Source organism: Salmonella sp. 3C (assembly GCF_025426275.1).
Lineage (GTDB): Bacteria > Pseudomonadota > Gammaproteobacteria > Enterobacterales > Enterobacteriaceae > Salmonella > Salmonella enterica.
This window is the reverse complement of record NZ_CP104858.1, coordinates 386,728-406,315: the sequence shown is the minus strand read 5'-3', so window position 1 is coordinate 406,315 and position 19,588 is coordinate 386,728. Positions and strand designations below refer to the sequence as shown.

Below are 19,588 nucleotides of genomic sequence, written 5' to 3'. Positions count from 1 at the left end.
ATTATCCGGGCGATTTTTTTTGCATGGTTTCGGTCGCTGCTTGAAAATTTCCCTGTTGGTAAAAAAGAAAAGGATATCCAGCACTTGGTTTACGACAGGCGGTCGGGACAGGTCATTCACCCTTAAAATTGCTAATATTCAAACGGTTGTTAGCCTTTATCGCCTGTTTCAACGTGAGTGATTTATACTCACTTTTCCGCTATCAGCGCTTTTGGTTGATCTAGGTCAAGCATACATTGTGTTGCGTCAGAGAGGAAAAGCGGTATAATCCGGCGATTTTTTTTTGTGGTTGCCAGTCATCTGAGGATAGGAGAAGAGTATGAAGATCGTGGAAGTCAAACACCCACTCGTCAAACACAAGCTGGGTCTGATGCGTGAAAACGACATTAGCACTAAACGCTTTCGTGAACTCGCCTCAGAAGTAGGCAGCCTGCTGACGTATGAAGCGACAGCCGACCTGGAAACGGAAAAAGTCACCATCGAAGGCTGGAATGGCCCGGTGGAAATCGACCAGATCAAAGGTAAAAAAATTACCGTTGTGCCGATTCTGCGCGCGGGTCTGGGCATGATGGAAGGCGTTCTGGAAAATGTACCGAGCGCGCGTATCAGCGTAGTCGGGATGTACCGTAACGAAGAGACGCTTGAGCCAGTACCTTATTTCCAGAAACTGGTATCGAACATTGATGAGCGCATGGCGCTGATCGTCGACCCGATGCTGGCGACCGGCGGTTCTGTCATCGCGACCATCGACCTGCTGAAAAAAGCAGGCTGTAGCAGCATTAAGGTGCTGGTGCTGGTCGCCGCGCCGGAAGGCATTGCGGCGCTGGAAAAAGCGCACCCGGACGTTGAACTGTACACCGCCTCTATCGATCAGGGGCTTAACGAGCACGGATACATTATTCCGGGGCTTGGCGATGCCGGCGATAAGATTTTTGGTACCAAATAAGTGAATAAATAATTAAAAGCCGACTTTAAGAGTCGGCTTTTTTTTGAATAAAACCACTCATAACAAACACACTTAGAGGAAAACACTATGACGCGCCGTGCTATCGGGGTGAGTGAAAGATCGCCGCTTTTACAGACAATCCCGCTTAGTTTACAGCACCTTTTCGCCATGTTTGGCGCGACCGTGCTGGTGCCAGTTCTGTTTCATATCAATCCCGCGACGGTGCTGCTGTTTAACGGTATCGGAACGTTGCTGTATCTCTTTATCTGCAAAGGTAAAATTCCTGCCTACCTCGGATCGAGCTTTGCCTTTATTTCCCCGGTACTACTGTTGTTGCCGCTGGGTTATGAAGTGGCGCTGGGCGGTTTTATTATGTGCGGCGTGTTGTTCTGTCTGGTCTCTTTCATCGTTAAAAAAGCGGGCACCGGCTGGCTGGATGTGATGTTCCCGCCTGCGGCAATGGGCGCAATCGTTGCCGTCATCGGTCTGGAGCTGGCTGGCGTCGCGGCGGGGATGGCCGGATTGCTGCCTGCGCAAGGGCAGTCGCCGGACACGAAAACAATTATTATCTCCATGGTCACGCTGGCGGTGACGGTGTTCGGCTCCGTACTGTTTCGCGGTTTCCTGGCGATCATTCCGATTTTGATCGGCGTGCTGGCGGGCTATGCGCTGTCATTCGCGCTGGGGGTGGTCGATACCACGCCGATTGCCCAGGCGCACTGGTTTGCGCTGCCGACCTTCTATACGCCGCGTTTTGAATGGTTCGCTATCCTGACGATTCTGCCCGCGGCGTTGGTCGTGATTGCCGAGCATGTCGGTCATCTGGTGGTGACGGCGAATATCGTCAAAAAAGATTTAGTGCGCGATCCCGGTTTGCACCGCTCGATGTTCGCTAACGGATTGTCGACGATCATTTCCGGTTTCTTCGGCTCCACGCCGAATACCACCTATGGGGAAAATATTGGCGTCATGGCGATCACCCGCGTTTACAGTACCTGGGTTATCGGCGGCGCGGCGATTTTCGCCATTCTGCTTTCCTGCGTTGGCAAACTGGCGGCGGCGATTCAGATTATCCCGTTACCCGTGATGGGCGGCGTCTCGCTGCTGTTGTACGGCGTTATCGGCGCGTCGGGGATTCGCGTCTTGATCGAATCGAAAGTCGACTACAACAAAGCGCAAAACCTGATCCTCACCTCGGTGATTTTGATCATCGGCGTGAGCGGCGCGAAAGTGCATATCGGCGCGGCAGAATTGAAAGGGATGGCGCTGGCGACCATCGTCGGGATTGGCCTGAGCCTGATTTTTAAACTGATTAGCCTGTTGCGTCCGGAAGAAGTGGTACTGGAGGCAAATGATGCGGAGCCTCCGCATCAGTAACGGGTTGCCGGGCAGCGATGCTGCCCGGTTCTATCTCACGGGAATTATGTGGTAAACTCAGCGCGATTTTATGTCATCCTGGGTTGAGGTATCTCTGAACACACCGGCACAGCTCTCTTTGCCACTTTATCTTCCTGACGACGAAACTTTCGCAAGTTTCTGGCCGGGGGATAACGCCTCTCTACTGGCCGCGTTACAAAACGTGTTGCGCCAGGAACATAGTGGATATATCTACCTTTGGGCGCGTGAAGGCGCGGGCCGCAGCCATTTGCTGCACGCCGCCTGCGCTGAATTGTCGCAGCGTGGAGATGCGGTAGGCTACGTCCCGCTCGATAAACGTACCTGGTTCGTGCCGGAAGTGCTCGACGGTATGGAACACCTCTCGCTGGTGTGTATTGATAACATTGAGTGTGTCGCTGGCGATGAACTGTGGGAGATGGCGATCTTTGATCTCTATAACCGCATTCTGGAGTCCGGTAAGACGCGGTTATTGATCACCGGCGATCGTCCGCCAAGACAGTTAAATCTGGGCTTGCCCGATCTCGCTTCCCGTCTGGATTGGGGGCAAATCTATAAACTCCAGCCTCTTTCCGATGAAGACAAACTTCAGGCGCTACAGTTGCGTGCCCGGTTACGGGGGTTTGAACTGCCGGAAGATGTTGGGCGGTTTTTACTCAAACGTCTTGATCGCGAAATGCGCACGCTGTTTATGACGCTGGATCAGCTCGATCATGCGTCGATCACTGCCCAGCGAAAACTGACGATCCCGTTTGTCAAAGAGATTCTGAAACTGTAATACGCCGCGACGGCGGCGTTCAACGGTTAACCGAGGATGTCCAGCACCTGCTCAGGCGGTCGGCCAATGCGCGCCTGACCATTTGCCACCACAATGGGGCGCTCCATCAGTTTAGGGTGTTCAACCAGCGCCTGGATTAACGCCTCTTCACTCAGCTGGCTATCCGCCAGGTGAAGCGTTTTATAGAGATCTTCTTTCTGGCGCATCAGTTCGCGCGCGCTGGACATGCCCAACATACGCAGCAGTTCCCGCACGGTGGCGGCGTCGGCGGGCGTATCCAGATAAAGCACCACTTCCGGTTCCACGCCGTTAGATTTCAGTAGGTTCAGCGTGTCGCGGCTCTTCGAGCAGCGCGGGTTATGGTAGATTTTAATCGTGTCGGTCATGAGTTCTCCTTGTGACGCCATCCGGCTAATAAACGGCGATTACATTTTCGTGTATGGCTTGAAGCGTTCCTGTAACTGGCGCAGCTGGTCGATACGCGCATCGTAACGCGCCTGTTGCTGGCTACCCAGTTTTGCCTGGGCGCTGGCGCTACTGAGCAGTGAAATTGCCTGATCCAGTCGTCCCGCCAGCGCATAACTTTCAGCGCGCGCCGCCAGCTCCTGATCGCGGTTGTTCAGCGCGGCTTCGGCCTGAGCAAGCAGATCCCAGCCGTTACCGTCATCTTTATGGCTAAAGGTGTAGCGATTCAGAATGGTTTCCGCCGCTTTTGGCTGGCCTCCCTGGAGGTACGCATTGGCGAGGTTTAACTGCAGCACAGGATTAACGCGCAGATCGCGGGCATTTTTCAGGCGATTAATCGCGTCGTTGGCTCTTTTCTGCCCGAGGTCAATATCGGTGGCGAGGTCAAGATACCAGGCATTGTTCGGTTCTGCGCTTAACAGCGGCTGCAACGTTTTGCGCGCTTCATCGTACTTGCTCGCTTCCATCGCCTGCAACGCCCGGCCATATTGCGCCGCATGTTGCTGACGCACGTTGCCTTTAGACCACTGATCCAGCAGGTCGCTGGTGAGCTGGTTACGTCCGGAATTGTACATTCCCAGGGCGCGCGCTTTGGCGAAATAAAAGTCGGCGGAAGATTGCACCACGACCGGGCGCATCTGGTTGGCACGGTTGCGGGCATCCGCAAGGCGGCTTTCCGGTAAGGGGTGAGTGAGCAAAATTTCAGGCGGACGCGTGGAGTAACGCGCCTGGTCGAGCAGTTTTTCGAGGAAAGAGGGCATCGCCTGTGGGTCAAATCCGGCGCGTTGCAGTACCTGAATACCAATACGGTCGGCTTCTTGCTCATTTTGCTGGGTGAAACTTATCATTCCCTGGCGCGTTCCCGCCAGAGTACCGGTTAGCGCCGCCATACCGGCCTGTGGGCTGGCCATGGCCAGCAAAATGGAACCCAGCGCGCCCACCCAGGTAAGCGGCGCGCTGCGCTTTTGATCTTCCATCGCGCGCGCCAGGTGGCGCTGCGTCACGTGGGAGATTTCATGCGCCATGACTGAAGCTAGCTGGCTTTCGTTATCCGCGTAGCGAAAAAGCGCCGAGTGCAGCACCACATTGCCGCCAAAGAACGCGAAGGCGTTGATTTCGTCATTATTGATCAAGAAAAAATGGAAGGGCGTTTTGACGGAGTCGGCGTGCGAGACCAGACGCATACCCAGCGCGTTAATGTATTGCACCAGCAGCGGATCGTTGATTAACGGCGCGCTGCCGCGTAGCTGGCGCACATAAAAGTCGCCCATTTGCATCTCTTGTCCGATAGAAAGCGTGCTTCCTGCCGAGGTTCCCATATCGGGCAGCGTGTCGGCAGGGTCGGCAAATGCGGGCGCGACCTGACCGAGAGCCAATGCTGCAATGAGGGTTGCCACCAGGTTTTTTTTCAACTGCCTGAACATAACCTCTATCCTGTTGTTTTGAGATAGCCCTTTGACCAACGTCGTGAAATATCGTTCCACGCTCCGACACTTCATAAGTGTAACTGTGATGAGCACAGACTCACTATTTTAGTTTCCTGAATCAACGATAAAAAGCGAAGTCTTTTTTGTGACATTTCGATACAATTCGGCATCACAATCCCGCAGTTGAGTTCTGGGAAGGGTTTTATGCTCGAAATGTTAATGCAATGGTATCGCCGTCGCTTCAGCGACCCGGAGGCGATTGCCTTGCTGGTCATTCTGGTGGCTGGTTTTAGCATCCTCTTTTTCTTTAGCGGCCTGTTAGCGCCGCTGCTGGTCGCAATCGTACTGGCCTACCTGCTGGAGTGGCCGACGGCGCGCCTGCAGGCGATTGGCTGTTCCCGGCGCTGGGCTGCCTCCATTGTCCTTATCCTCTTTGTCGGCATTCTGTTATTAATGGCGTTTGTGGTGATGCCGATTGCCTGGCAGCAGGGTATTTACCTGATTCGTGATATGCCCGGTATGCTGAATAAACTGTCCGATTTCGCCGCGACCTTGCCGCGACGCTATCCGGCGCTGATGGATGCGGGCATTATTGATGCGATGGCGGAAAACATGCGTACCCGGATGCTTAACATGGGCGATTCGGTGGTGAAGTATTCGCTGGCGTCGTTAGTCGGGCTACTGACGCTGGCGGTATATCTGGTGCTGGTGCCGCTGATGGTCTTTTTCCTGGTAAAAGATAAAGAGCAGATGCTGAATGCCGTGCGCCGCGTGCTGCCGCGTAATCGCGGGCTGGCGGGGCAGGTGTGGAATGAGATGAATCAGCAGATCACCAACTATATCCGCGGAAAAGTGCTGGAGATGGTAGTGGTGGGCGTGGCGACCTGGCTGGGCTTTTTGCTGTTTGGCCTCAACTATTCGCTACTGTTGGCGGTACTGGTGGGCTTTTCGGTCCTGATCCCCTATATCGGCGCCTTTGTGGTGACAATTCCGGTGGTGGGCGTCGCGCTGTTTCAGTTTGGCCTGGGGACGGAATTCTGGAGCTGTTTTGCCGTTTATCTGATTATTCAGGCGCTGGATGGCAATTTGCTGGTACCGGTACTTTTCTCCGAAGCGGTGAATTTGCATCCGCTGGTGATTATTCTGTCAGTGGTGATTTTCGGCGGTCTGTGGGGATTCTGGGGGGTGTTTTTCGCCATTCCATTGGCGACGCTGATTAAAGCCGTTGTCCATGCCTGGCCGGATGGTCAGGTGACGGATGCCTCATCCTGAGCGGTCAGTACAAAAGTTGTAAAGCGTGAACGACATCATAGTGCCCTGCCGCCATTTTGCGCACGCCTGATGAGGGACAAGCGCTTAGAAAGCCGCTCTTTTTTTTAATGCCGCACCGTGTTGCGGCATTTTTATTGTCGGAACCTACAAAATTCTCGCTGTAAAGCCGCCAAAATTTGGTGACTTAGCCTAAGCATTCTTCTGAGAAATTCGTTAATAAGTGACATCATTGATGCGAGATTGTTTTTTTAATGTGAAGCGATAACGAAACAGGGAATGAGTGTGTTGAGAAAACATTACTTGAAAGGGTATACCGCGCGGCAAATTGTACAGCGAGCCATGAAAATTATTCCTTACTCGGTAAACGTCATGGATGAGCATGGCGTCATTATCGCGTCTGGCGAACCTTCGCGGCTTCGCCAGCGTCACGAAGGGGCCATTCTGGCGCTGAAGGAAAACCGTTTTGTAGAAATTGATTCCGCTACCGCCAATCAGCTTAAAGGCGTGCGATCCGGCATTAATCTTCCCATCTCTTTTCATGAACAGCTTATCGGCGTGGTCGGCATTACCGGCGAGCCGGAGGAGGTTCGCGCGTATGCCGAGCTGGTTAAAATGGCGGCGGAGCTGGTGATCGAGCATATGGTGCTGATCGAACAGCGACAATGGGATAAACGCTATCGCGAAGAGCTGATCAACCAATTGATTTTGCGAGAAAATTCAACAGAGTCGTTGCGCTCCATGGCGGCCTATCTGGGTATTGATCTGGCGGTTCCCAGAGTGGTGCTGATTATTGAACTTTCCCAGCCGGATCGCGAAGCGCTGCGCAATGTAATGGATTATTTCGAGAATCACGCGCGTAACCATTTGGTGACGTTTACCGAATTTAATGAATTAATCATTATTAAGCCTATCACGTTAAAAGAGGGAAAGTGGAATACCCGCCAGGAAATGGGCGAATTGCAGATTTTTAAATCATGGGCTGCATCATCGGGCTTTAGCCGTATTTTGGTTGGGGGCTATTTTGCCGGCGAGACGGGATTGCACCGATCTTTGCTCACAGCGAGAGCCACGCAGGCGATGGCGAAAAGACAAAAGCTGCGCAGCCAGTACATTTTTTATCATGACCACGCGCTTCCCGCGCTGCTAAGCGGGCTGTCTGAAAGTTGGCAAGTGCAGGAGTTATCGCGTCTGTGGCTGCAACTGGCGCAACATGACGCGAAAGGCGTATTGCAACAGACGCTGCGGACTTGGTTTGAACATAATTGTGACCTGACGCAAACGGCCAAAGCATTGCATATTCATGTGAATACATTGCGCTATCGCTTACAGCGCTGTGAGGATATTACGCACATAAAAATCAACGAGTTAAAAAGTACGCTTTGGCTTTATATCGGTATGGAGCTTCAGGCCGAATCTGTACCGTCCGACAAGTTACCGCTGCCTGGTCGAATCGAAATTTGTTGAAAGCTCCAGCGGATTTTTAGGCGGTTTTTTCCATACTGCGCGCTCCATGTTAAAGGAGGCGCAGTATATGACGTCGATATCCACCCTGGGAGCCATTGCCGCATTGGTTGTGGCCATCGTATTAATTTTAAGAAAAGTGTCGCCAGCCTACGGCATGATGGCGGGCGCGCTGGTCGGCGGTTTGATTGGCGGCGCCGATCTTCTGCAAACCGTGTCGCTGATGGTGTCAGGCGCGCAGGGCATCGTTAATGCCGTATTGCGTATTCTGGCCGCAGGCGTACTGGCGGGCGTATTAATTGAGTCCGGGGCGGCGAATACGATTGCTGAGACGATTGTCCGCAAAGTGGGGGAAACCCGGGCGTTATTGGCATTAGCCATTGCCACACTATGTCTGACCGCCGTCGGCGTATTTATTGATGTGGCGGTGATTACCGTCGCGCCGATTGCGCTGTCGATTGCGCGTAATGCAGGCCTGTCAAAAAGCGCTATTCTGCTGGCGATGGTCGGCGGCGGCAAAGCGGGTAACGTGATGTCACCCAACCCGAACGCTATTGCCGCCTCCGATGCGTTTCATGTTCCTCTTACCTCTATTATGCTGGCGGGCGTGGTTCCGGGCATCGTTGGGCTTATTATCGCCTATCTGTTAGCGAAACGGCTGAATAATAAAGGCGCGGGCGTCGCCGATCATGAAGTGACTCACCATGATGACTCCGTCGCCAGACCCGGTTTTCTGGTGGCGATTAGCGCGCCGCTGGTCGCTATTTTCCTGCTTTCTCTCCGTCCGTTTGCCGGCATTTCCATTGACCCGTTAATTGCCCTGCCCGTAGGGGGATTGGTCGGTCTGCTGTTGATGGGACGCGCGCGCCACTGTAACCAGTACATGGTCGCTGGTCTGATGCGTATGGCGCCTGTCGCTATTATGTTGCTGGGAACCGGTACGCTGGCCGGCATTATCGCTAATTCCGAACTTAAAGATGTCCTGATTCATGGCCTCACCGCTTCGGGATTGCCATCCTGGCTGCTGGCGCCCGTGTCTGGCGCCATGATGTCAATGGCGACGGCCTCAACCACGGCGGGAACGGCGGTGGCGTCCGGCGTTTTCTCTCCCACGTTACTTGAACTTGGCGTTTCCGCCCTGGCGGGAGCCGCTATGATCCATGCGGGCGCCACGGTGCTGGACCATCTGCCGCACGGCAGCTTTTTCCACGCGACGGGCGGCAGCGTCAATATGCAAATTCATGAACGTTTAAAGCTAATGCCGTATGAAACGCTGGTGGGGTTAGCCATTACCTTTATTTCTACTCTGATGTTCGGTTTCTTTGGTTTTGCAGGATAATCCCTATGAAAATTGTTATTGCTCCTGATTCATTTAAAGAAAGTTTGTCCGCAATGGCGGTCGCTGAGGCGATAGAAAAGGGGTTCCGCGAAATTTATCCTGACGCCGACTACGTTAAAGTGCCCATGGCGGATGGCGGGGAAGGAACCGTACAATCAATGGTGGAGGCCAGCGGCGGGCGTTATATTGACCAGTGGGTACAAGGCCCGCTAGGGCAACCGGTGGCCGCGCGCTGGGGAATGCTGGGCGATAGCGATACCGCCGTGATTGAAATGGCGGCGGCATCCGGGCTGCATCACGTTTCGCCTGAATTGCGCAACCCGCTTAATACCACCAGCTACGGCACCGGCGAGTTAATCGTCGCGGCGCTGGAGCGTGGCGTAAAGCGTATTATTCTGGGAATTGGCGGCAGCGCGACGAATGACGGCGGCGCGGGGATGATGCAGGCGCTTGGCGTTATATTGCGCGATAAACAGGGGCGCTCGCTTTTTCCGGGCGGCGAGGCGCTGGCGGCGCTGGCCTCTATCGATCTGTCCGGTTGTCACCCATTGCTGCGTAAGGTATCGATAACCGTGGCGTGCGATGTCAACAATCCGCTGTGTGGTCCCCAGGGCGCATCGGCCATTTTTGGCCCACAAAAAGGGGCGACAGCGGAAATGGTGAACACCCTGGACGCGGCGCTGGAAAACTGGGGCAGACATATTTATCAGGCTACGGGGCGTGAGGTGATTAATGCTCCCGGCGCGGGCGCGGCAGGTGGAATGGGCGCCGCGCTTTTAGGATTGCTCAATGCGGAATTACGCGCCGGCGTAGAGATTGTCGTGGAAACGCTACAGCTTGAGCAGGCGGTTAAAGATGCCGATCTGGTGATTACCGGAGAAGGGCGGCTGGACAGCCAAAGTATTTGCGGCAAGACGCCGATTGGCGTCGCCAGAGTGGCGAAGCGGTATCATAAACCGGTTATCGCGCTCGCCGGTGGGCTGCAACACGATCATCACGTTGTGTATCAACAGGGTATCGATGCAGCGCTGTCGATTTTGTCGCATATCGTTACGCTGCCGGAAGCCTTACACGAGGCGGAATATAACCTGAGCCTGTCGGCGCGCAATGTGGCGGCGATATGGCGTCTGGCGCGGCAAGCCTGACGGCGCATTCCCTTTCCAGGCCGCACATCAGCGCGGCCTGAGGCTTTTACGCGTTTTCTTTCAGCCAGTTCAGCACCACATCATGGTGATTGCTGGTTTTAAAATCATTAAAGACGTGTTCAATCTTACCATCAGCGTCAATCAAAAAGCTGATGCGGTGAATGCCGTCATACGTTTTGCCCATAAACGACTTTTCGCCCCAGACGCCGAACTGTTCACACACCTGATGGTTTTCATCGGACAAAAGGGTAAAGTTCAGCAGCTCTTTTTCAGCGAAACGGGAGAGTTTTTCAGGTTTATCGGTGCTGATGCCCAGCACGTCCACGCCTGCTTTTTTGAGCTCGTCCATGTTATCGCGTAAGCCGCAGGCCTGCACGGTACAGCCGGGTGTCATGGCTTTTGGGTAGAAATAAACCAGAACGCGCTGTCCCTGGAAGTCGGTCAAATTTACTTGTTCCCCGTCTTGATCCGGCAAGCTAAATTTCGGTGCGATATCACCGGCTTTCAGTGGATTCATTACTTAACTCCATCCTGTTCATCATGTTGTGAGTAATTGACGACGTTTATACTGCCTTGCGCATTGAGTTCTGTACATAGTGCTTTAAAGGCTTGCTCAATATTTGCGGAATTTTGCGACGCCGGGCTATGTGCGGTGATTTGAATAAATAATTGCGCAGCTTTATCACCTTCAGCCGGCTGCGTGCGGGAGACCAGCTCCGCAATATTCATTTCATGACTATTAAACAGCGCGGTGAATCGCTCAATTAAATGCGGGGAGTCGGCGACCTCAACCTGAACCCATACCGTCGCGGGCATTGCCGGGCGGGGGCGGTCGGACGTCCGTTTCATCACAATCAGCAGATCCAGCTCCGCGCCTTTTAACGGCAATGTCGATTCAATCAAGGTAATCGCGTTCCACGTGCCGGACAACAGCATAATAAACGTGAATTCATCGCCCAGCATCGCCAGTCGGCTGTCTTCGATATTACAGCCGCAACTGCTGACATGGCGAGTAATGGTATTCACAATACCGGGCCTGTCGGCGCCCAGCGCAGTGATAACCAAATAGTGTTGTGATGACGGTGTCAAACCAGTTATTCCTTTGAGCGGTGAGGTAATCTTAAGGAAACCATAAAAAAAACCTGCATACAACAATCAGAACGGCTTTGGTCGCTTGCTTTTATTGCCATACCAAACGTACCATTGAGGGACTTGTTTGCACAGAGGATGGCCCATGTTCACGGGAAGTATTGTCGCGCTTGTTACGCCGATGGATGAGAAAGGTAACGTCAGTAGGTCTTGCCTGAAAAAACTCATTGATTATCATGTCGCCAACGGTACCTCGGCGATTGTTTCGGTTGGCACTACTGGCGAGTCTGCCACGCTAAGCCATGATGAACATGGCGATGTCGTGATGATGACGCTGGAACTGGCTGACGGACGTATTCCGGTTATCGCCGGCACGGGCGCAAACGCGACCGCGGAAGCGATTAGCCTGACGCAGCGTTTTAACGATAGCGGCATTGTTGGCTGCCTGACGGTAACGCCGTACTACAATCGCCCCACGCAGGAAGGTTTGTTCCAGCATTTCAAAGCCATCGCGGAACACACTGACTTGCCGCAAATTCTGTATAATGTGCCGTCCCGTACCGGTTGCGACATGTTGCCGGAAACCGTGGGTCGTCTGGCGGAAATAAAAAATATTATCGCTATCAAAGAGGCGACAGGGAACTTAACCCGCGTTCACCAGATCAAAGAGCTGGTTTCAGACGATTTTATTCTGCTTAGCGGTGATGACGCGTCTGCGCTGGACTTTATGCAACTGGGTGGTCATGGCGTGATTTCCGTTACGGCTAACGTAGCGGCGCGCGATATGGCTGACATGTGCAAACTGGCGGCGGAAGGGCAATTTGCCGAGGCGCGCGCTATCAACCAGCGTCTGATGCCGTTACACAACAAACTATTTGTCGAACCCAATCCTATCCCGGTGAAATGGGCATGTAAGGCATTGGGTCTTGTGGCGACCGACACGCTGCGCCTGCCAATGACGCCTATCACAGACCATGGTCGTGACATCGTCAAAGCAGCGCTTCAGCATGCTGGCCTGCTGTAAAGTTTAGGGAGATTTGATGGCTTACTCAGTACAAAAGTCGCGCCTGGCGAAGGTTGCGGGTGTTTCGCTTGTTTTGCTGCTCGCTGCCTGTAGTTCCGATTCGCGCTACAAGCGCCAGGTAAGCGGCGATGAATCCTATCTGGATGCCGCGCCGCTTGCTGAACTTCACGCCCCGGCAGGAATGATCCTGCCGATAACGACCGGCGACTACGTTATTCCGGTCACGAAGGGGAGCGGCGCGGTTGGTAAGGCGTTGGATATCCGTCCGCCAGCGCAGCCGTTAGCGTTAGTGAGCGGCGCGCGTACCCAGTTCTCTGGCGATACCGCTACGCTATTGGTGGAAAATGGTCGTAGCAGCACGCTGTGGCCGCAAGTCGTCAGCGTGCTTCAGGCGAAAAATTATCCGATTGAAAAACGTGACGATGCCAGCCAGACCCTGACGACCGATTGGGTGAGCTGGAACCGCCTGGATGAAGACGAACAGTATCGTGGACGTTATCAAATCTCGGTGAAGCCGCAGGGCTATCAGCAGGCGGTAACGGTAAAACTGGTTAATCTGGAACAGGCTGGCAAGCCGGTCGCTGACGCGGCGTCGCTGCAGCGCTATAGCACGGAAATGATGAACGTCATTTCCGCCGGTCTGGATAAGACCGCTACGGATGCGGCAAATGCCGCGCAGAACCGTTCCGCCGCAACGATGGATGTGCAGAGCGCCGCTGATGATACCGGTTTACCTATGCTGGTCGTTCGCGGTCCGTTCAACCTCGTGTGGCAACGCCTCCCGGCCGCGCTGGAAAAAGTGGGCATGAAAGTCACCGACAGCACTCGCTCTCAGGGCAGCATGGCGGTAACGTACAAACCGTTGTCTGACAGCGACTGGCGGGATCTGGGCGCTAGCGACCCGGGCCTGGCATCCGGAGACTATAAGTTGCAGGTCGGCGATTTAGATAACCGCAGCAGCTTGCAGTTTATCGATCCTAAGGGGCATACTCTGACGCAAAGCCAGAACGACGCGCTGGTTGCCGTCTTCCAGGCAGCGTTCAACAAGTAATTTAACAGGGCTGGAGTAATCCGGCCCTTTTTTCTGATAAGATACGCAAACGTGTGCGTCGGTACAAAAACGCGATTTAACCGCTATTTCGCACCACAATTACAGGCCGACGTCTCCGGCAGGCGTAGCAGGAAATGAATACTTATCGTTAATTCACACCCAGGAGTGTTAAAGATGCAAAAGCAAGCTGAGTTGTATCGTGGTAAAGCGAAAACCGTATACAGCACGGAAAACCCGGACCTGTTGGTGCTCGAATTCCGCAATGATACGTCAGCAGGGGATGGCGCGCGCATTGAACAGTTTGATCGCAAGGGCATGGTAAATAACAAATTCAACCATTTCATTATGACCAAACTGGCCGAGGCGGGCATCCCGACCCAGATGGAACGTTTGCTGTCTGATACCGAGTGTCTGGTGAAGAAGCTGGAGATGGTGCCGGTTGAATGTGTGGTGCGCAACCGTGCGGCAGGGTCGCTGGTCAAGCGTCTGGGCGTGGAGGAAGGCATGGAGCTTAACCCGCCGATCTTCGATCTGTTCCTGAAAAACGACGCGCTGCACGACCCGATGGTGAATAGTTCCTACTGTGAAACGTTCGGTTGGGTAAGTCAGGAAAATCTGGCGCGTATGAAAGAGCTAACCTACAAAGCCAACGACGTACTGAAAAAACTGTTTGATGACGCGGGTCTTATCCTGGTGGATTTCAAACTGGAGTTTGGCCTGTATAAAGGCGAAGTGGTGCTGGGCGATGAGTTTTCGCCGGACGGCAGCCGCCTGTGGGATAAAGAGACGCTGGACAAAATGGACAAAGACCGCTTCCGCCAGAGTCTGGGCGGTCTGATTGAAGCCTATGAAGCCGTCGCGCATCGCCTGGGCGTGAAATTAGATTAATTCCGCTTCTGACCGGGGGGCAACCGCTCTCCGGTATCATCCTTTCCTCATTCTGATAGCGTTTACCTGTGGTAATCCTGCGCCTGACCGCCTACGATCATCTGTATAACAAAGAGAGAATGAGGTGATTATGCGCTGGCAAGGGCGTCGTGAAAGTAACAATGTAGAGGACAGACGTAATCGGCCAGGCGGCCCCTCGCTGGGTGGTCCTGGCTTTCGTCTTCCGCGCGGAAAAGGCGGCATCATTCTGTTGGTGGTGGTGTTGGTCGCAGGGTACTATGGGGTGGATTTAACCGGTCTGTTGACCGGTCAGCCGGTTTCGCAGCAGCAGTCGACGCGTTCGATAAGCCCCAATGATGATGAAGCGGCAAAATTTACCTCGGTGATTCTGGCGACGACCGAAGATACCTGGGGGCAACTCTTTCAAAAAGTGGGGCGCGGCTATCAGCAGCCAAAACTGGTGATGTACCGTGGTATGACGCGCACCGGCTGTGGTGCGGGTCAGTCCGTGATGGGGCCGTTTTACTGCCCGGCGGACGGCACCGTCTATATCGATCTCTCATTTTACGATGATATGAAAAATAAGCTGGGCGCGGACGGTGATTTTGCTCAGGGTTATGTCATCGCCCACGAAGTCGGCCACCACGTACAAAAACTGTTAGGTATTGAGCCTAAAGTACGCCAGTTACAGCAAAACGCGTCGCAAACGGAGGTGAATCGCCTTTCGGTGCGCATGGAGCTACAGGCGGATTGCTTTGCCGGCGTGTGGGGACACAGTATGCAGCAGCAAGGTGTACTGGAGGCGGGCGATCTGGAAGAGGCGCTCAATGCCGCACGGGCTATCGGCGACGATCGCTTACAGCAACAGGGGCAGGGGCGCGTCGTGCCGGATAGTTTTACCCACGGCACCTCAGAACAGCGCTACAGCTGGTTTAAGCGTGGATTTGACAGCGGTGACCCGGCGCAATGTAATACGTTTGGCAAAAACTTTTGATAAACCGGGGCAGGGATGTCTGATATCGATGCGCTACAGGCGTTAACGTCGCAAATGACACAGGAAGGCATTCGCCGTTTACTGGTCATCAGCGGCGATGCGGCGTGGTGCCGGGAGCGGGCCGAGGCGATACGCGCTGCATTGCCCGGTGACTGGCTGTGGGTCGCGCCTGACGCGCCCGCCCAGCCGTGCTGTACGCCACAGGCGTTACAAACGCTGCTGGGCCGTGAATTCCGTCATGCGATATTTGATGCCTGGCAGGGCTTTGACGCCGCAGCGTTTGCCGCCCTGAGCGGGACCTTGCAGGCCGGAAGCTGGCTGCTTCTGCTGATGCCGCCGTACGAGACGTGGGAAAGCCGGCCTGATACCGATTCACTGCGCTGGAGCGACTGCGCGCAGCCTATCCCCACACCGCAGTTTGCACAGCATCTTAAACGGACTCTCTCCCGCGATCCGCAAACGCTGCTTTGGCGACAGCACCAGCCGTTTTGCTGGCCATCTTATCCTTTCCGTGGACGCTGGCGACCCGCCACCGGCGAGCCGCAGCCGGAGCAGGCGGCTATCTTATCGCGTTTACGTGAAATGCCGCCCGGCGTGGCGACGGTGATTGCCCCCCGTGGGCGCGGCAAATCGGCGCTGGCCGGGCAATTCATCTCCCGGATGGCGGGCACGGCTATCGTGACCGCACCGGCGAAAACGGCAACGGATATCCTGGCAGCGTTTGCCGGTGAGCGGTTCTGCTTTATGGCGCCGGATGCGTTGCTGGCGAGCGGGGCAAGAGCCGACTGGCTGGTGGTTGACGAGGCGGCGGCAATCCCCGCGCCGCTGCTGCTGCAACTGGTTTCGCGCTTTCCCCGCATACTACTCACCACCACCGTTCAGGGCTACGAAGGCACCGGACGCGGTTTTTTACTTAAGTTTTGCGCCCGTTTTCCGCAGCTTCACCGCTTCACGCTTCGTCAGCCTGTCCGCTGGGCGCCAGAATGCCCGCTGGAAAATATCGTCAGCGAGGTGCTGATATTCGACGATGAAGCGTTTGCGCAGGCGCCATATGGCGCAATAGCAATCTCGGCGTTTTACCAACAGGCCTGGGGAAAGACGCCCGCGTTGCCGAGGGCTGTGTATCAGTTACTGTCGGGGGCGCACTATCGTACTTCGCCGCTGGATCTGCGCCGAATGATGGATGCGCCAGGACAGCATTTCTTGCAGGCCACGGCGAATAACCGTGTGGCGGGCGCCCTCTGGCTGGTCGAAGAGGGTGGGTTATCCGCAGAACTCAGTCACGCTGTATGGGGCGGTTTCCGGCGGCCGCGTGGAAATCTGGTGGCGCAGTCGCTGGCGGCGCACGGTAGCGACCCTTTAGCCGCGACGCTGGTCGGGCGTCGCGTAAGCCGTATCGCGGTGCACCCCGCCCGCCAGCGCGAAGGCATCGGTCAGCAGTTGATTGCCTGCGCGTGCGAGCAGGCGGCGCAGTGTGATTATCTTTCCGTCAGCTTCGGCTATACGCCGGAGCTGTGGCGTTTCTGGCAACGCTGCGGCTTTGTACTGGTACGGATGGGCAACCATCGGGAGGCGAGCAGCGGTTGCTATACGGCGATGGCGTTATTGCCGCTGAGCGACGCGGGAAAACGGCTGGCGCAGCAGGAACACCGACGTTTGCGCCGCGATGCGGATATCCTGACGCAGTGGAACGGCGAGGCGATACCGCTGGCGGCGTTAGATGAACAGGCGCTTAATGATGAAGACTGGCGTGAGCTGGCCGGTTTTGCGTTCGCGCACCGCCCGCTACTGACATCGTTAGGTTGCCTGCATCGTTTACTGCAATACAGCGCATTGCCATTACCGGCGCTGAGAGGGCGGCTGGAGGAAAAAGCCAGCGATGCCGAACTGTGCGCCCGGCTACGCATTTCAGGCCGTAAAGCTCTGCTGGCGTTGCAGCGTGCGCAGGCGGCGCAGGCGCTGATTGCGTTGGATGCCGGACGAACGCAGCGTTTACGCGACGTAATGCCCGGCGGTGGGGAGCATGCCGGATAGCGATACCTGTCCGGCATTATATCCGGTTACTTTTTCGGCTGATCTTTCTTCGGCCAGTCTTCTTCATCGTCCCACTTATCGTTAAAATCGCGATGCGGGGGCAGCTCAGGTTTATTGGCAAGGAATTTCTTATGGTCGATGCGTTTGAGATCTTTGATCACATTCAGCAGTACGCCTACCAGAAACACCAATACCAGAATCCACCAATATTTTGCCAGCCAGTCCATGCTTATTTCCTCTTACCGGAACGCTCATCAGGCGACGAGCTGTTCCATAATGCGTTGATACATACGGGCCAGTAGCTGGAGATCGGCGGCATTCACACATTCATTAATTTTATGAATGGTGGCGTTCACCGGCCCCAGTTCTACCACCTGCGCTCCCATACGGGCGATAAAACGTCCGTCGGACGTACCGCCCGTCGTCAGTAATTGCGGTTTAATTTCATTATAGTGCTCAATGGCATTTACCACCGCGTCCACCAGCTTGCCGCGTGCGGTCAGGAACGGCTGGCCGGAAAGCCACCAGTCTACGGTATAGCGTAGCTGATGCTTTTCAAGCAGCGCATGTACCCGCTCTTTGATCATCTCATCGGTCAGTTCCGTGCTGAAACGGAAGTTAAACTGCACGAACAGTTCGCCGGGAATGACATTATTGCTGCCGGTGCCTGCCTGGATATTGGCTACCTGCATACTGGTGGCCGGGAAAAAGTCATTGCCCCGATCCCACTCGATAGCGACCAGTTCATTAAGAAAAGGCGCGGCGCGATGAACAGGGTTATCCGCCAGATGCGGATAGGCAACGTGCCCCTGAACGCCATGGATAGTGAGGTTACAGGTGAGAGAACCGCGACGCCCGTTTTTGACGACATCGCCCACAATTTCAGTACTGGAAGGTTCGCCGACCAGACAGTAATCCAGCCGCTCGTTACGGGCCATCAGCGCTTCAACCACCTTTACGGTGCCATTTTTTGCGCTGGCTTCCTCATCAGAGGTAATCAAAAATGCGAGGCGGCCCCGGTGATGAGGATGCTGCGCAACAAAACGTTCAGCAGCCACCACCATGGCCGCCAGTGAACCTTTCATATCCGCCGCGCCGCGACCGAACAACATTCCGTCGCGAATCGTAGGCTCAAACGGCGGATTGATCCAGCGATCGACATCGCCAGCCGGTACGACGTCAGTATGCCCGGCGAACGCCAGCGTTTCGCCACGCCCACGCCATGCCCAAAAATTTTGCGTGTCGCCAAAATCCATATGCTCAATGGTAAAACCGATTTTACGAAGGCGTTCAATCATTAATGCCTGACAGCCTGCGTCATCCGGACTCAGGGAGGGGCGACGAATAAGTTGCTGTGTCAGCTCAATAACCGGGCACGACATAGACTACACCTCATCAAAAAACTGCTGATAACGGGATTCACTGAAACCAAGCAGCATAGGCTTCCCGGGCGCGCAGAGCAATGGGCGTTTGATGATTGCCGGCTGTTCAACCATGAGAGCAGCGGCGGAGTCGGCATCGGTAATCCCGCTGCGGTGGCCTTCATCCAGTTTGCGCCATGTTGTGCCGCGCGTATTCAGTAAAGGCTGCCAGCCGAGTTCGGCAATAAAGGTATTAAGAAGAGGGAGGTCTATGCCATCCACACGGTAATCGTGAAAACGATAATCAATGCCATGCTCCTCCAGCCAACGGCGCGCTTTTTTGATCGTGTCGCAATTCTTAATGCCATAGAGGGTAATCATATTGAATCCTTTAACGCGAAATTCGAATAAATAATCAATAGTATCGTCTGCGGGATAATAAGTGTGGCTGTTTATGGTTATTTATCCAGCGCTGATCGGCAATCAATATAACATTGTTGAGTGAATGTGAATAATGATTCCAAAACGTTCCAGATGTGGCTTGTTTATAATTCGCGAGGAAAATCCTATTTTGCGCACATGCAATTGATTGTTTTTTAACCCGATTTGATAAAGTAGTAGAAAAGGTATTAATGTTGCTAAATATTGCAGTAAGTCACATAAAATTTACGGCTACAGCGCCATAGTAATATCATAGACAGCATAACCAGAGGATATCGCAACAATCGGTTAAATGAACTTCTCTCTATACCGCTAACTACGTAGAATACCCATAATAATAAGAGAGGCTATTATGATTGAACGTGAACTGGGGAACTGGAAAGATTTTATCGAAGTCATGCTTCGTAAATAAATGCCTGGAAGGCACCGCGCTCCCATAGGGGATAAGAAAAGGCGACTCAACGAAAGTCGCCTTTTT

At 54.3% G+C, this 19,588-nt stretch carries 20 protein-coding genes; 13 read left to right on the top strand and 7 right to left on the bottom strand.

Features of this window, described 5'->3' with window-relative positions; translation table 11 throughout:
• The first annotated feature begins 319 nt into the window (after window positions 1–319).
• The 3 genes from upp to N7E69_RS01910 all read left to right on the top strand — a co-directional run bounded on the left by upp (window position 320) and on the right by N7E69_RS01910 (window position 3,119).
• A complete protein-coding gene (gene upp, locus N7E69_RS01920) occupies window positions 320–946 on the top strand; it encodes a uracil phosphoribosyltransferase (RefSeq protein WP_000706208.1) in 627 nt (208 codons plus the stop codon).
• Between the two features lie 87 nt (window positions 947–1,033).
• Window positions 1,034–2,323, top strand: a complete 1,290-nt coding sequence (gene uraA / locus N7E69_RS01915; RefSeq protein ID WP_000198351.1) for a uracil permease — start codon at window positions 1,034–1,036, stop codon at window positions 2,321–2,323.
• Window positions 2,324–2,417: 94 nt separating this feature from the next.
• The gene (locus tag N7E69_RS01910; RefSeq protein ID WP_061835882.1) at window positions 2,418–3,119 is read left to right on the top strand and encodes a DnaA inactivator Hda; all 702 of its coding nucleotides are present in this window, start codon (window positions 2,418–2,420) and stop codon (window positions 3,117–3,119) included.
• Window positions 3,120–3,145: 26 nt separating this feature from the next.
• On the opposite strand, the gene arsC is transcribed toward N7E69_RS01910, so the two are convergent.
• Together arsC and bepA are read right to left on the bottom strand one after the other, a co-directional pair.
• Window positions 3,146–3,505: an arsenate reductase (glutaredoxin) gene (arsC, locus tag N7E69_RS01905; RefSeq protein WP_000132650.1), complete on the bottom strand. Its 360-nt coding sequence runs from the start codon at window positions 3,503–3,505 to the stop codon at window positions 3,146–3,148.
• Between the two features lie 39 nt (window positions 3,506–3,544).
• The gene (bepA, locus tag N7E69_RS01900; RefSeq protein WP_000489630.1) at window positions 3,545–5,008 is read right to left on the bottom strand and encodes a beta-barrel assembly-enhancing protease; all 1,464 of its coding nucleotides are present in this window, start codon (window positions 5,006–5,008) and stop codon (window positions 3,545–3,547) included.
• A gap of 207 nt (window positions 5,009–5,215) precedes the next feature.
• Here bepA and N7E69_RS01895 point away from each other — a divergent pair, with 207 nt between their 5' ends.
• The 4 genes from N7E69_RS01895 (at window position 5,216) to N7E69_RS01880 (ending at window position 10,228) form a co-directional block, all read left to right on the top strand.
• On the top strand, window positions 5,216–6,283 hold the full coding sequence (locus N7E69_RS01895; RefSeq protein WP_000892056.1) for an AI-2E family transporter: 1,068 nt from the start codon (window positions 5,216–5,218) through the stop codon (window positions 6,281–6,283).
• Between the two features lie 276 nt (window positions 6,284–6,559).
• On the top strand, window positions 6,560–7,747 hold the full coding sequence (locus tag N7E69_RS01890) for a sugar diacid recognition domain-containing protein (RefSeq protein WP_001574769.1): 1,188 nt from the start codon (window positions 6,560–6,562) through the stop codon (window positions 7,745–7,747).
• A gap of 67 nt (window positions 7,748–7,814) precedes the next feature.
• On the top strand, window positions 7,815–9,083 hold the full coding sequence (locus N7E69_RS01885) for a GntP family permease (protein WP_000200859.1): 1,269 nt from the start codon (window positions 7,815–7,817) through the stop codon (window positions 9,081–9,083).
• A 5-nt stretch (window positions 9,084–9,088) separates the two neighbouring features.
• Window positions 9,089–10,228: a glycerate kinase gene (locus tag N7E69_RS01880; RefSeq protein ID WP_001751241.1), complete on the top strand. Its 1,140-nt coding sequence runs from the start codon at window positions 9,089–9,091 to the stop codon at window positions 10,226–10,228.
• Between the two features lie 46 nt (window positions 10,229–10,274).
• Here the strand turns inward: N7E69_RS01880 and bcp are convergent, their stop codons facing one another.
• Together bcp and N7E69_RS01870 are read right to left on the bottom strand one after the other, a co-directional pair.
• On the bottom strand, window positions 10,275–10,745 hold the full coding sequence (bcp, locus tag N7E69_RS01875; RefSeq protein ID WP_001068686.1) for a thioredoxin-dependent thiol peroxidase: 471 nt from the start codon (window positions 10,743–10,745) through the stop codon (window positions 10,275–10,277).
• Window positions 10,745–11,317 carry a glycine cleavage system transcriptional repressor gene (locus tag N7E69_RS01870; protein WP_000189061.1) on the bottom strand — a complete coding sequence of 191 codons (573 nt, stop codon included), beginning with the start codon at window positions 11,315–11,317 and terminating at the stop codon, window positions 10,745–10,747. The genes bcp and N7E69_RS01870 overlap by 1 nt, the downstream gene beginning before the upstream one ends.
• A gap of 145 nt (window positions 11,318–11,462) precedes the next feature.
• Here N7E69_RS01870 and dapA point away from each other — a divergent pair, with 145 nt between their 5' ends.
• The 5 genes from dapA to tmcA all read left to right on the top strand — a co-directional run bounded on the left by dapA (window position 11,463) and on the right by tmcA (window position 17,308).
• The gene (gene dapA, locus N7E69_RS01865; RefSeq protein WP_000494019.1) at window positions 11,463–12,341 is read left to right on the top strand and encodes a 4-hydroxy-tetrahydrodipicolinate synthase; all 879 of its coding nucleotides are present in this window, start codon (window positions 11,463–11,465) and stop codon (window positions 12,339–12,341) included.
• 16 nt (window positions 12,342–12,357) lie between these two features.
• Complete coding sequence (gene bamC / locus N7E69_RS01860; protein ID WP_000331882.1) at window positions 12,358–13,392, top strand: outer membrane protein assembly factor BamC; 1,035 nt, start codon at window positions 12,358–12,360, stop codon at window positions 13,390–13,392.
• 174 nt (window positions 13,393–13,566) lie between these two features.
• The gene (gene purC / locus N7E69_RS01855; RefSeq protein WP_001171630.1) at window positions 13,567–14,280 is read left to right on the top strand and encodes a phosphoribosylaminoimidazolesuccinocarboxamide synthase; all 714 of its coding nucleotides are present in this window, start codon (window positions 13,567–13,569) and stop codon (window positions 14,278–14,280) included.
• A gap of 130 nt (window positions 14,281–14,410) precedes the next feature.
• Window positions 14,411–15,274: a neutral zinc metallopeptidase gene (locus tag N7E69_RS01850; RefSeq protein WP_001267525.1), complete on the top strand. Its 864-nt coding sequence runs from the start codon at window positions 14,411–14,413 to the stop codon at window positions 15,272–15,274.
• Between the two features lie 15 nt (window positions 15,275–15,289).
• On the top strand, window positions 15,290–17,308 hold the full coding sequence (gene tmcA / locus N7E69_RS01845; protein ID WP_001751240.1) for a tRNA cytosine(34) acetyltransferase TmcA: 2,019 nt from the start codon (window positions 15,290–15,292) through the stop codon (window positions 17,306–17,308).
• A 26-nt stretch (window positions 17,309–17,334) separates the two neighbouring features.
• On the opposite strand, the gene N7E69_RS01840 is transcribed toward tmcA, so the two are convergent.
• The 3 genes from N7E69_RS01840 to N7E69_RS01830 are packed head-to-tail and all read right to left on the bottom strand — an operon-like array spanning window position 17,335 to window position 19,050.
• Entirely contained in the window at window positions 17,335–17,535 is a 201-nt protein-coding gene (locus N7E69_RS01840) for a YpfN family protein (protein ID WP_000383842.1), read from the bottom strand.
• Window positions 17,536–17,562: 27 nt separating this feature from the next.
• The gene (dapE, locus tag N7E69_RS01835) at window positions 17,563–18,690 is read right to left on the bottom strand and encodes a succinyl-diaminopimelate desuccinylase (RefSeq protein WP_001277825.1); all 1,128 of its coding nucleotides are present in this window, start codon (window positions 18,688–18,690) and stop codon (window positions 17,563–17,565) included.
• A 3-nt stretch (window positions 18,691–18,693) separates the two neighbouring features.
• Window positions 18,694–19,050 carry an ArsC family reductase gene (locus N7E69_RS01830; protein ID WP_000631925.1) on the bottom strand — a complete coding sequence of 119 codons (357 nt, stop codon included), beginning with the start codon at window positions 19,048–19,050 and terminating at the stop codon, window positions 18,694–18,696.
• A gap of 412 nt (window positions 19,051–19,462) precedes the next feature.
• Here N7E69_RS01830 and ypfM point away from each other — a divergent pair, with 412 nt between their 5' ends.
• On the top strand, window positions 19,463–19,522 hold the full coding sequence (gene ypfM / locus N7E69_RS01825; RefSeq protein ID WP_001386977.1) for a protein YpfM: 60 nt from the start codon (window positions 19,463–19,465) through the stop codon (window positions 19,520–19,522).
• The last annotated feature ends 66 nt before the right edge of the window (window positions 19,523–19,588 follow it).

What these genes read in the sequence shown, in the direction of transcription:
- N7E69_RS01880 (WP_001751241.1), top strand. Translation starts at nt 9,089, where the DNA reads ATGAAAATTGTTATTGCTCCTGATTCATTTAAAGAAAGTTTGTCCGCA.
- upp (WP_000706208.1), top strand. Translation starts at nt 320, where the DNA reads ATGAAGATCGTGGAAGTCAAACACCCACTCGTCAAACACAAGCTGGGT.
- N7E69_RS01830 (WP_000631925.1), bottom strand. Translation starts at nt 19,050, where the DNA reads ATGATTACCCTCTATGGCATTAAGAATTGCGACACGATCAAAAAAGCG.
- tmcA (WP_001751240.1), top strand. Translation starts at nt 15,290, where the DNA reads ATGTCTGATATCGATGCGCTACAGGCGTTAACGTCGCAAATGACACAG.
- bcp (WP_001068686.1), bottom strand. Translation starts at nt 10,745, where the DNA reads ATGAATCCACTGAAAGCCGGTGATATCGCACCGAAATTTAGCTTGCCG.
- bepA (WP_000489630.1), bottom strand. Translation starts at nt 5,008, where the DNA reads ATGTTCAGGCAGTTGAAAAAAAACCTGGTGGCAACCCTCATTGCAGCA.
- N7E69_RS01840 (WP_000383842.1), bottom strand. Translation starts at nt 17,535, where the DNA reads ATGGACTGGCTGGCAAAATATTGGTGGATTCTGGTATTGGTGTTTCTG.
- N7E69_RS01895 (WP_000892056.1), top strand. Translation starts at nt 5,216, where the DNA reads ATGCTCGAAATGTTAATGCAATGGTATCGCCGTCGCTTCAGCGACCCG.
- bamC (WP_000331882.1), top strand. Translation starts at nt 12,358, where the DNA reads ATGGCTTACTCAGTACAAAAGTCGCGCCTGGCGAAGGTTGCGGGTGTT.
- dapA (WP_000494019.1), top strand. Translation starts at nt 11,463, where the DNA reads ATGTTCACGGGAAGTATTGTCGCGCTTGTTACGCCGATGGATGAGAAA.
- dapE (WP_001277825.1), bottom strand. Translation starts at nt 18,690, where the DNA reads ATGTCGTGCCCGGTTATTGAGCTGACACAGCAACTTATTCGTCGCCCC.
- purC (WP_001171630.1), top strand. Translation starts at nt 13,567, where the DNA reads ATGCAAAAGCAAGCTGAGTTGTATCGTGGTAAAGCGAAAACCGTATAC.
- uraA (WP_000198351.1), top strand. Translation starts at nt 1,034, where the DNA reads ATGACGCGCCGTGCTATCGGGGTGAGTGAAAGATCGCCGCTTTTACAG.
- N7E69_RS01885 (WP_000200859.1), top strand. Translation starts at nt 7,815, where the DNA reads ATGACGTCGATATCCACCCTGGGAGCCATTGCCGCATTGGTTGTGGCC.
- N7E69_RS01890 (WP_001574769.1), top strand. Translation starts at nt 6,560, where the DNA reads ATGAGTGTGTTGAGAAAACATTACTTGAAAGGGTATACCGCGCGGCAA.
- arsC (WP_000132650.1), bottom strand. Translation starts at nt 3,505, where the DNA reads ATGACCGACACGATTAAAATCTACCATAACCCGCGCTGCTCGAAGAGC.
- N7E69_RS01850 (WP_001267525.1), top strand. Translation starts at nt 14,411, where the DNA reads ATGCGCTGGCAAGGGCGTCGTGAAAGTAACAATGTAGAGGACAGACGT.